This is a genomic window from Sphingobacterium tabacisoli (assembly GCF_017908035.1).
Lineage (GTDB): Bacteria > Bacteroidota > Bacteroidia > Sphingobacteriales > Sphingobacteriaceae > Sphingobacterium > Sphingobacterium tabacisoli.
Genome location: NZ_JAEQMU010000004.1, coordinates 513812 through 530453 on the forward strand (window position 1 = coordinate 513812; position 16642 = coordinate 530453).

At 40.0% G+C, this 16642-nt stretch carries 9 protein-coding genes; 4 read left to right on the top strand and 5 right to left on the bottom strand.

What is annotated here, in order from left to right; translation table 11 throughout:
- Positions 1-16: 16 nt before the first annotated feature.
- Together porW and ispF are read right to left on the bottom strand one after the other, a co-directional pair.
- The gene (gene porW / locus JKG64_RS16615) at positions 17-3220 is read right to left on the bottom strand and encodes a type IX secretion system periplasmic lipoprotein PorW/SprE (RefSeq protein WP_210355410.1); all 3204 of its coding nucleotides are present in this window, start codon (positions 3218-3220) and stop codon (positions 17-19) included.
- A 149-nt stretch (positions 3221-3369) separates the two neighbouring features.
- The gene (gene ispF, locus JKG64_RS16620; RefSeq protein ID WP_210355411.1) at positions 3370-3849 is read right to left on the bottom strand and encodes a 2-C-methyl-D-erythritol 2,4-cyclodiphosphate synthase; all 480 of its coding nucleotides are present in this window, start codon (positions 3847-3849) and stop codon (positions 3370-3372) included.
- Positions 3850-4137: 288 nt separating this feature from the next.
- Between ispF and JKG64_RS16625 the strand changes: the two genes are divergently transcribed.
- On the top strand, positions 4138-5643 hold the full coding sequence (locus tag JKG64_RS16625; RefSeq protein ID WP_210355412.1) for an SUMF1/EgtB/PvdO family nonheme iron enzyme: 1506 nt from the start codon (positions 4138-4140) through the stop codon (positions 5641-5643).
- A gap of 358 nt (positions 5644-6001) precedes the next feature.
- Here JKG64_RS16625 and pnp read toward each other — a convergent pair whose 3' ends face one another.
- The 3 genes from pnp to JKG64_RS16640 form a co-directional block, all read right to left on the bottom strand.
- Positions 6002-8182: a polyribonucleotide nucleotidyltransferase gene (gene pnp / locus JKG64_RS16630; protein ID WP_210355413.1), complete on the bottom strand. Its 2181-nt coding sequence runs from the start codon at positions 8180-8182 to the stop codon at positions 6002-6004.
- 196 nt (positions 8183-8378) lie between these two features.
- The gene (gene rpsO / locus JKG64_RS16635; RefSeq protein WP_210355414.1) at positions 8379-8657 is read right to left on the bottom strand and encodes a 30S ribosomal protein S15; all 279 of its coding nucleotides are present in this window, start codon (positions 8655-8657) and stop codon (positions 8379-8381) included.
- 136 nt (positions 8658-8793) lie between these two features.
- Positions 8794-10005, bottom strand: a complete 1212-nt coding sequence (locus JKG64_RS16640) for an acyltransferase family protein (protein ID WP_210355415.1) — start codon at positions 10003-10005, stop codon at positions 8794-8796.
- Positions 10006-10320: 315 nt separating this feature from the next.
- Between JKG64_RS16640 and JKG64_RS16645 the strand changes: the two genes are divergently transcribed.
- The 3 genes from JKG64_RS16645 to JKG64_RS16655 are packed head-to-tail and all read left to right on the top strand — an operon-like array spanning position 10321 to position 16540.
- Complete coding sequence (locus tag JKG64_RS16645; RefSeq protein WP_210355416.1) at positions 10321-11511, top strand: ROK family transcriptional regulator; 1191 nt, start codon at positions 10321-10323, stop codon at positions 11509-11511.
- A gap of 11 nt (positions 11512-11522) precedes the next feature.
- Entirely contained in the window at positions 11523-14621 is a 3099-nt protein-coding gene (locus tag JKG64_RS16650; protein WP_210355417.1) for a SusC/RagA family TonB-linked outer membrane protein, read from the top strand.
- A 20-nt stretch (positions 14622-14641) separates the two neighbouring features.
- A complete protein-coding gene (locus JKG64_RS16655; RefSeq protein ID WP_210355418.1) occupies positions 14642-16540 on the top strand; it encodes a SusD/RagB family nutrient-binding outer membrane lipoprotein in 1899 nt (632 codons plus the stop codon).
- The last annotated feature ends 102 nt before the right edge of the window (positions 16541-16642 follow it).

The following is a 16642-nucleotide window of genomic DNA, read 5'->3' on the forward strand; positions in this document are numbered from 1 at the left end:
CGTATAAAAATATCCGCTATTGTTCTATGTAATTCTGATGGTATTTCTTTATCTCTACACCATCTGTCAGCGCCGGGATAGATTGCTTTGTAATCACAAAAGTATTATAAATTTCTCCTGGTACTTTCATTATTTCAGGCATTAATGGCAACAGCCTTGACTCATATAATTTTACTTCTTCAAAAGTCTTAAATGGCCCTACAAAAATCAATTGGTTTTCTCCATTAATGACCGCTAGTTGATGGTTAATAGATAAATTACTATACCGTGTACGGTTAAACTGCCCTAAACCATAACGACTTGGTGCCATATTTACCTTAGGATCGAGGATGTTTATTGTAAAATAATACTCCGCCGTATCTGGAAACAACTTCTTATCCCTATAATCATTTGGACCAAAGTCTATTTTTGAATCTAATAGCTTTACGTCTTTACCAACTATTGTCACATCTGTATTTACTTTGCCATTAGCAGCAAGTTTATCTGTTCCTTTGACATCCACTAGAGACACCTCTTTCTTTTCCTCTTCCTTGACCTTCTCTTCTATCTTAGCTACTGCCACTTCCTTCTTAGGCTCCTCTTTCACCTTCTCCTCTACCTTAGCCACTACCACTTCCTTCTTAGGCTCCTCTTTCACCTTCTCTTCTACCTTAGCCACTACCACTTCCTTCTTAGGCTCTTCTTTCACTTTCTCCTCCACCTTGACTACTACAGCTTCCTTCTTCGGCTCCTCCTTCACCTTCTCTTCTACTTTAGCTACCACCTCTTTCTTAGGTTCTTCTTTTATTTTCGGTATTTCCCTAACAATTGCCGTACCAGTTCTATAATCCCCGTAGATACCAAGGCCAGGCCAAGCAGTCATATCTGGTTCATCGAGAAAAGCAATGCGGGATTTATCCATATCCTGAAGTGCATTGACGCGATTTATGAAATATTGAGGATTCTCTTCTATAAATGCTAAATTTTCCTTTGCCAGTGGTACGACCAGACTATCTGACGGATAACGTTCCGTAATACTTTGTAAAGCAGCGGTAAAATCTTCAACACGGCCAACACGACCAACAGCAAGCGCCCTTAAATATTCCACTTGCGCAACTAAAGCTGTATTTTCAAAACGTTCTTTTAGGTCGATATCAGCCTCTCTAATTACGGCAGCATGGTCTCCGCTTGCGTACAGCGTAAATAGTTTTTCGAAGACGCGGTCGAGAATATTTTTATCCCTTTTTATCTTATCCATGTAAGAAGGGTCCTTAGCCACTTTTGCATGCACACTATTCGGGAATAATGTTACAAGCCTGTTAAGGTAATCTTGTGATTTTACCTTATCAATACCGTCATACATTCGATACAATGAATAATATATCTCTGCAGCGGCTTCAGTATTTGGATATCTCCTTAAGAACTCCTCATATACCTTAATCGCATCTCTGTTATCCTGCGTATAATCCCTATAGATATTACCTATCACGATAAGTTTATCGTGTACAATTTTATGGCTTGCTTCAAAAGCTTCCTGACTTGTAGGAACTTCCTTTGTATAGCGAGCTTTTGCCGTTGCAACAAAAAGCTCTTCATCCAGTTCCTGTTTATCTCCGACACTATCCAGTGCGACAACGACCGCCTGTTTAACCGGCAAGTTTCCCGAATTATCACTATCATAGCGCCAATTATCCTTGAGCTGCCTATTTCCCCATTTACGCTTGAAGGCACTTTGCCCAACCAGTAGCTCATCGGGATTATTAAAATAAAAGGCACGATCTGTAGCTCCAGAAAAATCCATAGACTGTCCCTGTCCATACGCGGCATAAGCTGTATTGGTAACAGACATACCAGTAGATTTTTTCTTGGTTTTCTTTGCTAGTTTTTCCTGCTTTTCAATTTCTTTCTTCTTTAATTGCAACTGATCTTGTGCATATACCTCCAAAACAGCCTCACGCGCAGTATCACTCAGAGCAGCCAATTGAAGCAAGGTGTCCTGCCATGAAACCTCCTGATATAACTGGGTGATTTCATCCATATACCCCAGTTTCCGGCGCACCTTGTTTACATCAGTATAATCTGCAGGCAACACCATAGCTACCGAATCAAAGTAATTCTGCGCTTTAAAATAATATTGATTATTGAAATAATGCTCTGCCAACCTCAGATAGGTTTCTGTTGACTGATACTCATTACGCTTCGGTTGGACCAATGACCGTTCAAAATACGCTAGGGCTTCTTTCGTATCTCCTGATTCGTAATAAATATCCCCAATTTGGTAAAGAATCTGGTCCTGATAACCATCATTTTTCCCTTCTTTGAGCATCTTTTTCAAGGGCTTGATACGCTCTTCAACATTTCCTCCTTTATCCCCTTCTAAAAATGCAGCCTGCAGACTGGCCTCAAACGCCATATCAAAAGGAACGTTACTTTTTGAAATCTTCTCGAAATAGAGATATGCCTTCTCTTTTTTACCGTTATCCATATACAGCTGCGCTAACAAAAACGTCCAGCGTCTTTTGTCAATCAAGCTCGCACTGGACTCCAGCGCATATTCCAAATAAGGGATTGCAGCTAACTCTTCTCCTATCCGCACCTGGTAATTTGCGGCAGCGGCATTCACAAAAGCACGTGTACTTTTTTCTTCATCCAATGTAACGAACGAAGAATCCACCGCCAGTTTAGCGGCTTCATTCTTACCAATCTGTAAGAGTGCTCTCGATTTCCAGGCGTAGGCAAGAGGCAAGTATTCTTTCTGCTCTTCGACCGCCGACCGAAGCAAATGATTAAAAAACTCTATTGAAGTATGGTATGCTCCTTTATAGTAATTTGCCTTTCCGATTAAAAGGTAAGCCTCATTGACGTATTTACTCTCCTGTTTATTATTGACAATCTTATAAGCCTTTTGAATGAGCGAATCCATTAACTTGTGGGCTTCACCATCACCCTGAGGTTCATCAAACACAGTCTGACGTACTTGGTAATTCTTTTTAGCGCTATGAAAAATATTCTCCCGCTCCTCGTCTAGCATGAGGTTTGAGTTATAAAGGATGTTATATCTCGTAGTGAAATTCTGCCGAAAATTATACTCTTTATCTTCCTTAACACCATTAACCCTGTCAAAGGATCTGTTTTTGTTTTTAGCACTCTTACACGATGCCAAAAAGACAAAAAGGAATACCAACAGGGTAGCTCCTAACAGTATATAACGTAAGGCAGATTTTGAAATTAAAACTAACATTCTATAAACCTATATATAAAGGTAATCGGATTCAAACACTTCGCCCCCAAACACTACAAAAGTATTAATTATTACAGCATAATCGCAGTTAAAAAACACTAAATTTAAGGATTTTCACACCCTTAGAACATCCAACCATTAAATCACACCTATCCTTTCTGTATTAAACAGACCGCATAAGCTACAACTCCCTCTTCTCTCCCTATAAATCCCATGGTTTCGTTGGTTGTTGCCTTTATCGAAATATCGTCCACTTCTACCCCTGCTGCTTCAGCTATTTTTTCCTTCATTGCTACTATATAAGGCTTTATTTTAGGTGCTTCAAGACAAAGCATAGCGTCGATATTCCCTAACGTCCAGCCCTTTTCCCGAACAAGACGCACACATTCGGTAAGTAAAACCAAACTACTGATCCCTCTCCATCGTTCATCCGTATTTGGAAAATGATAACCGATATCCTCCAAATTTGCGGCACCAAGAATCGCATCACAAATAGCATGCACCAACACGTCTGCATCCGAGTGACCAAATGCTCCAGCGTGGTGATCCAACAACACTCCTCCGATAATAAATGGATGTCCCTCTTTGATCTGATGAACATCAAATCCAAATCCTACTTTGATTTTCATATGTATATAATTACTTCATGATCCACCAACTGGTGAACCGGTTTGTCTTCCCAATAGCGGTCAGCGTTTGATAGCGACCAACTATTCCTTAAAAAACGTCTAAATTACTACATATTTCGGACAAAGCCCAATACTAGAACAGCGGTAAAAACGCAAAGATTAGGACAATTAAATTTTCTTAACGACGCTATCTTATAATAGTAGATGATTTTATATCGTAAAGCATACCATATCTCTTAAATTATTTATATTTTTGGGAGTTAATTAAATGGACAATTGATTATTCATATGAACTATTTGAGATTTGTCATTACATCCGCGGTCTTAATTACCGCATCGTCACTGCTGATGACCTCCTGCAAAAGCAAAAGCCGACGTGGAGACGTATCCGCGAAGACGGGCGTACGATATAACGACCCTTACAATGGAGGCCTTCAAATCAACCGTAAGATTAAAGAGAGTCCCGGACCAGGCCTTGTCGGAATCGAAGGAGGTACTTTTGTTATGGGCGGGAGTTTGAATGAAGATTTAGCTTTTTCACATGACAATCTAAGAAGACGAGTTACCGTCGCTTCTTTCTACATTGACGAGACAGAAGTGTCCAATGCCGATTGGTTAGAATACTTACACTGGATTGCGCAGAACTATCCGCAAGACGGCAAACTGTACTATGATGCATTGCCAGACTCGTTGGTATGGAGAAATCCCCTATCCTATAACGAACCCTATGTAAACTTCTACTTACGCCACCCTTCTTTTCAAGACTACCCTGTCGTGGGTGTCTCTTGGGAGCAGGCCAATGCGTACTGTCAATGGCGTACAGACCGTGTAAACGAACATATTCTCCGCCAACGCGGTATATTAACAGATTACAAAACATTAAACGAGCAACAGCAACAAGCTGGACAGGCTTTCAACACCGAAATCTACCTAAACGGCCAATTACAGGGCGAGGGAATAGATGGTAAGAATATGCCTAAGGACAATAAAATAGGTGCACAAAAAGATGCTAGACGTACTGTCCGCATGGAAGATGGTATTTTAAAGCAACCCTACAGACTTCCAACAGAAGCAGAATGGGAGTACGCTGCACTAGGCCTTATTGGCAACACCTACGATGGTAATATCGAAACTAGCAAAGCCTATCCTTGGAATGGCTTAGGTGTACGTGATGGTAGCCGAAAAAACCAGGGTAGAATGATGGCCAACTTCAAGATTACTGGTGGTAATAATATGGGAGTAGCCGGAGATCTAAATGATGGCGGAGACATAACTGTACCTGTAACAAGCTACAAGCCAAACGATTTCGGCCTATATAACATGGCAGGAAATGTCAACGAATGGGTGAGTGATGTATATCGTCAGCTTTCATTTGAAGATTTTGAGGACTTCAATCCTTTCCGTGGTCATGTATTCATGGACAATCAATACGAAAACGCAGAGACTAGAACACTAGCAAAAGACAAATATGGCCGACCGATTAAAGTCCCGGCCAAAGCCCCTAGAAAACAAACCTGGGAAGAGCTACAAGCAGCTAAATCCGGTGATCCTAACAGTACCACTTATGACTATGATGTAAGAGGTTTTAAAGATGAAGAACAACAGGCTCTTTATGGCAAAACCACGCTTGTCAATGATAAATCCCGGGTATTCAAAGGTGGGTCTTGGAATGACAGAGCCTATTGGTTAAATCCAGCAACCAGACGTTATATGCAGCAAAACGAGTCTAATGCTATGACCGGATTCCGCTGTGCAATGACCATGGTCGGAAACGTATTCGGCCCAGGAAAATAAGCGAAAGACCAATAACAACATTAACATCAAATAATAAGCCCCGAAGTACAGTACTTCGGGGCTTATTATTTGACACAACTCTCCCCTCGGTCAACTTTAGCCTCTTCATTGGAACCACCTCGTAACAGGTTAAATATTAAAATAGCAATAGCATAGGGTTTACATAGCCTTTACATAGCCATAGCTTAGCCTTTGGCTATATTAAGGGTAGTTAAAGACCGTACTAACGGATACTTAATATATAGACTGGACCTACCTGTACACAAGCAGTAGACTCCAATGGGGATCAAAGATTAATGACATAAAAAAAGCCCAGCTAAAAGATAGCTGAGCTTTGTGTACTTATAATAGGAGATCCCTATGCCTTAGGAGCGTCTCCTGATGACGGCTTAGCATCCTGCTTTGGTTTCTCTTCTCTTGGAGGGCGAGGCAATAACACTTTGCGAGAAAGTTTCATTTTACCTTGTTTATCCACATCTAGAAGTTTTACCGTAACGATATCACCTTCTTTCAACACACCGTCCATTGTCTCTAAACGTGTCCAATCGATCTCAGAGATATGTAATAAACCATCTTTACCTGGCATAATCTCTACGAAAGCACCAAAAGGCATAATAGACTTCACTTTTCCTTCGTAGATTTCACCTATCTCCGGTTTAGCTGCAATGTTCTTAATACGTGTACTTGCATCATCAATTGCGGCTTTATTATCTGCAAAAATCTGAACGATACCTTTACCATCCACCTCTTCGATAGAAATAGTAGCTCCGGTCTCACGTTGCATCTCTTGAATGATTTTACCTCCTGGGCCGATTACAGCACCGATAAATTCTTTATCGATCGTCAAAGAAATAATACGAGGCGCATGCGGTTTATAATCCTCACGTGGCGCATCTATTGTTTTCTTCATCTCACCAAGGATATGAAGACGAGCTTCTTTCGCTTGATCCAAAGCTTGAGTCAACACTTCCCATTTTAAGCCATTGATCTTTAAATCCATCTGACAAGCGACGATACCTTTTTCAGTACCTGTTACTTTAAAGTCCATATCTCCCAAGTGATCTTCATCACCTAAGATATCGGATAGAATAGCATACTTGCCTGATTTTTCATCTGTGATCAATCCCATTGCGATACCAGACACAGGTGCTTTCAATTTAACCCCAGCATCTAATAATGCTAAAGTTCCAGCACATACTGTCGCCATAGATGAAGAACCATTAGATTCCAAAATATCAGAAACCACACGGATTGTATATGGGTTTTCAGAATCGCTCGGAAGAACTTGCTTTAACGAACGCATAGCCAAGTTACCGTGACCAATCTCACGACGACCTGCCCCTCTATTCGGTCTTACCTCACCAGTAGAAAATCCAGGGAAGTTATAATGTAAAATGAATTTATTATAGCCATTGATGAAAGCACCATCAATCATCTGCTCATCATCTTTGGCACCTAAAGTAACCGAAGTTAATGCTTGGGTTTCACCGCGTGTAAACACTGCTGAACCGTGAGCTGCAGGCAAGTAATCTACTTCAGACCAAATTGGACGTACAGTACGTACATTACGTCCGTCCAAACGGATTCCTTCATCCAACACCAAATTACGTACAGCATCGTACTGTACATCATGGTAGTATTTCTTCGCTAAGAATTTTGTCTCTTCATCAAGTTCCTCTCCTAATGTTGCGAAAAACTCTTCACCAATAGCACCAAATTTCTCTGAACGCTCGTGTTTAGTAGATCCGGATTTTGCAATTTCATAAACCTTATCATAAGTTGCCGCAAAAATAGCTTCGCGTAACTCTGGATTCGAAGGCTCATGGTTGAATTCACGTTTCACTTCAGAACCAACAAGCTTAGTCAACTCCAACTGAGCGGCTACTTGTTTTTTGATAGCCTCATGCGCAAAAGCAATCGCTTCTACCATTTCAGCTTCTGAAATTTCATTCGCTTCTCCCTCAACCATACCGATATCCTGCGCAGAACCAGCTACGATAAATTCTAAAGTCGCTTTTTCCAACTCTGAAAGACGAGGGTTAATTACTAATTGACCATCAATCTTTGCAACACGTACTTCTGATATCGGTCCGTTAAAAGGGATGTCAGAAACAGCAATAGCTGCAGACGCTGCCAAACCTGCCAATGCATCTGGCATAATATCTTTATCAGCAGAAATCAATGAAATCATCACCTGAGTATCTGCATGGTATGTTTCCGGGAACAATGGACGCAACGCTCTATCGACCAAACGGGATATCAACACCTCATAATCAGACAATCTTGCCTCACGACGTAAAAATCCTCCAGGAATACGACCTGTTGCTGCATATTTTTCTTGATAATCTACCGACAAAGGCAAAAAATCAACACCTGCTTTTGCTTCTCTGTTTGATACAACAGTAGCTAATAGCATAGTATCACCTTGTTTCAATACGACAGATCCATCAGCTTGCTTTGCTAACTTCCCTGTAGACAATTCGATTGGAGGAAGGCTACCGCCCATCTCAATCGTTACTTTCTTTTCGTTATAACTCATTTTGTTTTCTTTATTGGTGCATTTTCCTCTTTACTAATATGATGCACCTTGTTTTTTGACCTTTAAAAATCCTCACAAAGGTAAATAAAATTTAGAGTAAAAACGGAGTAAACTAAACTTTCGTCTGTCATTTTAGTTCATAAAAAAAGGCCATCCAAAATTTGGACGGCCTTTTAAGCTTTTCACTGTATCAAGCTTACTTGATGATATCACGTAAACCTAGACCTTTGATGATCGCACGGTAACGGTTGATGTCTTTTTTGAACAAATAAGCTAATAAAGCACGACGCTTACCTACCAACATTTGTAGGGAACGTTGTGTGTTAAAATCTTTCCTGTTTCTTTTCAAGTGCTCAGTTAGGTGAGCAATTCTCTTTGTGAATAAAGCGACTTGTCCTTCTGCAGAACCTGTGTTTCCAGCTGCACCAGCAAATTCTGCGAAAATATCAGCTTTGTACTCTTTACTTAAATACATCTCTTGAATAATATTAAAGCGTTAAAAAATCTATTAATTGCGTGCAAAGGTAAAAACTTAGATTGAAAGAACAAAGACAAAAGAATAAAGACTTACCTCGCCTTTGCTCCTTGTACTTTTTTCCTTATTCCAAAAATTACACTTTTACATATATTTTCTTCTGATCAAGCCAATAGCAGATAATCCACATAATCACCAAAAAGCAAAGCGAATAGATAAATGAACCTAACTCAGTAGGTCCAGGAATCTGCGCACAGACATTCTTATAGAACCAAGCAAAAGGCGTTGTAAACAAAGCTTCCCCCTTCTCTCCGATTCCATTTGGAATACGAATCAAGACCATTGCTTTGGGTAGCAGTCCGCTCAACACAAAGATGAACAACGGATTTTTACCAAAGACATCGAAAAACTGGGTCAACTTATTCTTTACACCTTGTACTTCGATATACCAAATCATTCCCCCGATGGTCATAATCCCCAAGCCTGTTGTATATAATACATAGGAACTACTCCATATTTTTTTGTTAATAGGAAAACCTAATGACCATGTCCAACCTAAAACCACCAAGATAAATCCTGTAACGAATAAACCGGACAGCAATTTAAAATGAGGTTCATTACTTTGTGGCACTTTGGTCCAGAGCCAATTGACCTGACCCTGGTTCTTAATAAAAGTACCCGCCAAATAGCCAAAGACAACCTGTACCACAGCAGGTATCGTACTCAAAAGTCCTTCCGGATCAAATGGCACCCCCTCACCTTTATACATATGAGCAACTCCCAGAATCTGCTTATCATAGGCTGTACCAAACCACCCTTCTAAGGAGTAAGGGTCTCCTGTACCTAAAAACGCACACAGCCCCCAATAACCTAATAAGATGAAAGCACTCAAATAGATCAAGGTTCGTGGTCTAAAATAATAGGCTAGTACAGAAGCAAAGAAATAGGCTATTGCTATTCGCTGCAATACACCGAATATGCGTACACCTTTAGTCGGATCTACACTGCTCACCCATTCCCTAAATTGCAACCCGGTATCCCCCCAATGTACGAAAGGGAACCAATTCAATCCTAAACCAATTAAAAAAATCAAAATAGTCCGTTTGACCGCCTTCTTCCAGAAAACCCCAGCCCCTGCATCCTGCATCCGTGGAATAACAAATGACATCGCATTACCAACTGCAAATAAAAAAAAGGGAAACACTAGATCCGTTGGTGTACAGCCATGCCAAGGCGCATGTTTTAATGGTGCAAACATCGAAGACCACGTACCAGGATTATTTACCATAATCATCAGTGCTACTGTAGCCCCTCTAAACACGTCCAAAGAATAATATCGTTGCTTCATAATTTATAGCGTATTGCACGAAGTTACTATTTTTCATTACAAATACGCAAAAACAGACACACAACTTTACTGACACCTATTTACTATCAGGACTTTTATTTGTTACAAAAGGAAGGAATACAGCATCCAGAGAAAAATTAATTTATCAAAATCTTACTAAATATACAGGTCTCTAATGCTCAGAAATAGCTTCATAAGATTTAACAACACAAAACTTATTAAAAAAATTAAAAAGTATTTTGATGTTAAAATTATTTTAACATATCTTTATCAATAGATTAAATCCAGTTATTTACATTGATATAGTTTCTTAAATTGAAAACGCTCAATCAGGCAATATTAACCGCTCTATACTATCACACTCCTCAATCTATTGCCGAGTTAAGTAATACTATTGGAAAAAGTGTTCCTAATATCACTCGTAGCGTACAAGAGTTACTAAAAGACAACTTGATCAATTCCGATGGTCTCGCTCCGTCTACAGGAGGACGTCGCGCTATCCACTACTCGTTAAACATTCCCGTACTCCCTAATTTATTGGCGATTGCTATCGATCAATATAACACGAGCATCTCCCTCTTGGACTTATCCAATCATATCATCAAGGAGCTAGAGCAGTCTCCCATTCATCTTGATCAAAGTGAAAACCCTGTTCAAGAAATCCTACTATTGATTGACAGATTTCTAGAGGGACAAGACAAAGAGAATATTCTAACGGTCGGCATTAGCATGCCTGGTTTTGTCGATTCCGAGAAAGGAATCAATACCTCCTACTCAAGCACACATCCGCTTTACAGCATTAAGAATACAGTAGAGAAACATCTGCAACTCCCCACTTATATCGAAAATGACTCTACCGCAATTGCGATTGCAGAGCATCAATTCGGGAAAGCCAAAGGAAGCAACAATGCACTTGTTATAAACCTAAATTGGGGAGTTGGTCTAGGAATGATATTAGAAGGAAAATTATTCAAGGGCCATAGCGGTTATGCCGGAGAATTCAGTCACATACCACTGTCCAATCAAAACAAGCTCTGTTCCTGTGGCAAACGGGGCTGTCTCGAAGTAGAGGCTTCATTAATTGCGGCTTTGGGGCATGCAAGCGAACAAATAGAAAATGGACAAATATCTCAATTGACAGCCAATTATGGTCAAGTTGGCCGAATTGACATCGACCAACTCATAGGAGCCGCACTTAACGGCGACCAAGTCGCGATTGAGTCCTTTGCAAAAATAGGCTATATGTTGGGCAAAGGCATCGCTACCCTAATCCACATCATCAATCCAGAGAAGGTGATCATTAGTGGCAAGGGCTCTGAAATTGGTCAGATATTATTACCTCAAATTCAAGCATCGATGCTCGAATTCAGCATACAGCGCTTATCAAAAGACACCACTATAGAAATTTCAACATTACACAATGCACAAATAATAGGAACAGCTTCCGTAGCTGTCTCTTCATCAAGTTGGGAAATAACACATAAGAAGAACACAAAAACGAACTAAAACTAAACTTTATGAGCACTTTTTATCTCAAATGTTGCAGTCTATCGACCCTAATGCTCTTATGCATATCGATGGTATTTGCACAGCAGTCTGTTACAGGGATTGTATCGGATGCATCTGGCCCATTAAAAGGCGTCAGTATATCTGTCAAAGGCACTAACAAAGCTACACAATCGGATAGCCAAGGAGCATATTCTATACAAGTCGAAGCAGGACAAACGTTACGTTTTTCCATGATTGGCTACATTTCACAAGAAATTATTACCTCATCAGCTAAAACGATTAATGTATCTTTAATAAACCAAGATGGAGCTCTAGATGAAGTTGTCGTGACGGCGATGGGAATCAAGAGAGAAAAGAAAACACTAGGTTATTCTTTTCAAGAGGTCAAAGGAGACCAACTCGTTGATGCAAAAGAAACAAATATTGCTAATGCTTTAGTAGGCAAAGTGTCTGGACTTCAAATCATAAAAGGGTCAGCAGGTCCTGCATCTTCTACCAAAATTACACTTAGGGGCAACAACTCTCTAACCGGGGATAATCAACCTTTAATAATCGTAGATGGTGTACCCATGAACAATTTCCTTGGTGGAATAAAAGGTAATGGAGACAAAAACAATGACATTTGGAATCCAGCAACCGATATGGGAGGAGGATTAGGCGACATCAACCCAGATGACATCGAAAGTATGTCTGTTCTCAAAGGCGGAGCTGCTTCTGCACTTTACGGTTCGAGAGCGGGTAATGGCGCTATTGTCATCACTACAAAATCGGGTAAGGCACAAAGCGGTGCTGGTATCACTTACTCTTCGACACTTGGTCTAGAAACTATATTTATGACACCCGAACTTCAGGATAATTTTGGACAAGGAAAAGATGGTGTATACAATCCCACAATAACCAATAGCTGGGGCGAAAAAATTTCAGGTAAAGCATACGATAACATTGGTGCCTACTTCAATACGGGAGTCAATCACACGCAAAACTTGGCTTTTCAACAGCAACTTGGTGAAACCAATATCTACACTTCTGCAACTTATCTCAACGACCAAAGCAAGATTCCAGGATCGTCCTTAGAGCGTTTAAATTTGATGACTAAAGTAAATTCGTCCTTTGGTCCAGACAAACGCTGGACAACAGATGTCAAGGTGCAATATATGAACATCAATGCTAAGAATAGACCTGTCTCTGGGCACAATAATTCCAACGTGTATAGCACGCTGTTTACAATGCCTCGTTCAATGAATATTTTAGACTTCAAAAACCCATTGAATTCAGTTGGTGATATGGCTTGGTATGGAACTTCTGAAAATAAAACCATGAATCCATATTGGTTGGAAAAATACCGTTTGAACAATGACACCCGTGATCGCTTTATCATGAACGGAAACATCAAATACAGATTCAACGATTGGTTAGACACCGAAGCTAGATTTGGTCGTGATCAATACACAACCAACTACGAAACTAAAACTTATGGTGGCAGTCCTTTGATTACAGGCGGAAGCTATGTTTTAGGAAAAAACACATTCTTTGAAAACAATTTCACCCTAGCAATAAATGCACGCAAAGACAACTTATTCGGAAAATGGGGTGGATCGGCATCTGTTTTTGGACAAATCATGAAAACAAAATCTACAGGTATAGACGCCAACACTGGAGAACTGCAAGTACCTAATCTGTTCTACATCAACAATAGTAAGTCTTTTCCTACAATCGAACAAAGTTTGCTACGTAAACAAATAAACTCTTTGTATGCTACAGCGGAGATTAACTATGACAATTACCTTTTCCTGAATGTAACAGGAAGAAATGACTGGTCATCGGCTCTAGGTCTAGATAACAGATCTTTCTTCTATCCATCTGTTAGTGCTTCGTGGGTTATCTCTGACATGATTACGAAAACAGGTGGTACACTACCTCAATGGTTATCTTTTGCTAAATTACGTGGGTCTTATGCAGAGGTTGGAAACGACTTACCTGCCTTCCAATTATACAATGTATATAATATAGGAAAGGATCCTAACGGAAATACCACTGCGGGGATGGGTACAACCAAATTTAGCCCTGATATCTTAAGCGAGAACATCAAAACATTAGAGTTTGGTTTCGACACTAGATTATTCAACAGCAGATTAGGTTTAGATTTTGCATGGTACAAAACAAATGCAACAAATCAGTTGATTGACTTACCAATGAACCCTTACAGCGGTTATGAGTTCGAAAAAATCAACGCAGGTAATATTCAAAACTCTGGTTTCGAAGTTGTACTCGACGGTAGAATATTAACGAACACAGATAAATTGACGTGGAATTCAAGTGTGAACTTCTCGACAAACAAAAATAAGATAATTCGCCTTATCGATGGAGTAGACATGTATCCATTGGGATCATATGACAATGTTTCCATAAGAGCTCTCGAAGGCGGTCTCTATGGTGATATTTACGGCACTAAATTTTTAAGAGTTCAGGATTCGGATAGTGAATTTAATGGGCAACTGATTCTAAACGGAAATGGAGTACCCCAAGCAGCTGACGGTCTTCACAAACTAGGTAACCAAGCACCTAAAGCACTAGTTGGCTGGAATAATAGCTTCGCTTATAAGAATTTTGGCCTTAGTTTCCTAGTAGACGGAAGATTTGGCGGAGAGTTCTTTTCTGGTACCAACCTGAATCTTCAAGCCAATGGTAGCGCGGCCATAACTGCTCCAAACGGAGAGCGCGCACCTTTTGTTGTTGATGGCGTTGTCAGATCTAACAGTAATTACGTAAAAAACACACAACAGACTACACAGCAACTGTATTGGACACAAGTCACTTCGACCTCAGGAAACTATGGTATTACAGAGCAAAACGTATATGATGCTACTAACATCCGTTTGAGAAATGTGACATTAAGCTATAACTTTCCAAAAATCATTCTAGGCAACAGCATTGTACAACGTGCTAAAGTGAGTTTTACAGCAAATAATGTCTGGATGATCAAAAGTTATGCAAATGGCATAGATCCGGAGTCGGTCTTCGCAATCAATTCGAATGCAACAGGTTTTGAGAACTTCTCGACTCCGACCTCTAGATCATTCTTTCTCAATTTAACGTTAGGATTTTAATCAAACAAAAAAAGAAAACAATGAAAACTATCATATCAAAAATAAGCCTTGCATTACTCATAGGAGGAGTCTTTAGTTCCTGTTCTAAATTTAACGACATGAACGTGAACCCCCTAAAGGGTAATGACGAACAAGTAAAGATTGAGTTTTTCTTTAATAACTCACTTACAGGAGCGCAACAAGACCCTAATATTGCTGAACGTATTTTCGTTTTAGATTGGAAAACTACGGGAAGACAACATATGACAAATGGTCTTGCGACAGGTACTGTCAATGATGACTGGTCCAAAGAATATTACAGATATTCCTCGGAGTGGATTAAAAACGCCACAAAAGGAATAGAAATCGCTACCAATCAAATTAATGCTGGCTCTGCAAATGAATACACCAACAACTTACTACAGATCTCACGTATATGGAGAGCGTATTTGATTAGTGAGGCTGCAGACAATTTTGGTCCCATGCCTATCGAATATGCTGTGGGGACAAACCCAAAATATAGCTCTGTAAAAGATGTCTATTACTATCTTTTTGAAGAGTTAAAAGATGCTATCTCCAAAATAAACCCTAGCGTCAAAATTCCGGATGACATCGCTAAGTTTGACCGAGCCTACAAGTTTAACCATGAAAAATGGATAAGGTATGCCAACTCCATGCGTCTACGCTTAGCAATGCGTTTGTCTGAAGTTGATGCTCAAAAAGCAAAAACAGAGTTTGAGACTGCCGCTGCGACAAACCTTTATATCATCAATAAAGAGGATAACTTCACCGTTGCCGAAAGAGATGGTTGGGATCCTTTAGCAGGAGTTATGAGCCGTTCATGGAACTACCAAGCACTTTCATCTACGTTAAACAACCTTTACCTCGGATTAGGTGGCATAAAAACTGAAAGACAAGTTGCTGATTCTCTAAAATCCTCTATAAAAGCGGAAAACTATATAGGGAAACGATATGCTGATCATTTCACCTCTATGACCAATGACCCATCTGCAGGATACTGGTTAGACGGGTTACCCAATAAGATAGATCCTCGTGCATTGAAAGCTTTCTTCATACCTGGCGATATCAATAATCAGAATTTCTTCTTGAATGGCAATGACTCTAAAAAAACAGTAGATACGTTAGTGACTCCAAGCAGCAAAATCCCTGTTCACACTAAATTTACCTGGAATGCTTTTGCTTTGGGCGACTGGGCCGCTAAAGGCACCAACAACAGATTACGGAGTACCCTTGTCGGAAAAGTACCAGCGCTTGCCGTTCAATTTAGAAAAAGCACCAATAGCCGAATTTTCTTTGCAAATTGGGAGACCTACTTCTTGTTAGCAGAAGCCTCGCTAAAAGGCTGGACTACAGGAACCTCTACGCAAATTGCCTATGAGAATGGTATCAAAGCCAATTTCGATTATTGGGGTGTAAGCCAATTCGCTTCAGACTATTTAAGTTCAACAGAATATAATCGAGTTGGAACCTCTGTTAGCTTTGCCCATATCGCTGAACCTGGTAGTGAACACACAATGGACTTCATAGATGGCTATACACAGACATTAGGAACAGTCAATATCAAATATCCTATCAATTCGCTCTATAAAAATGGATCGGTACGCAATGATATATTGACAAAGATTATCACTCAAAAATTCATTGCCAACTTACCTTGGTTACCACTGGAATCATGGAATGACCAAAGAAGATTGGGCTTACCTTTCTTCGAGAATCCAGCTATCGAAAATGCATTACCAAATTTACCTGACCTAAACTCAGGCAATTACATGACAAGTAGCATCAAATTCTTTCCACAACGGTTACCATTCCCTTCTTCATTGAGAGATTCCGACCCAGCAGGATACCAAGAAGCTGTAACACTATTAGGTGGTAGCGATAAAGTGCTAACCCCACTCTGGTGGGCCAAACAAAATTAGCTCTGCTATAAAAATCCCCGTTGCTCACCACAACGGGGATTTTTATATTCTATATTATCCTGATTTATTTACATACAACCTACTTTTTTCGGTATATTGCTA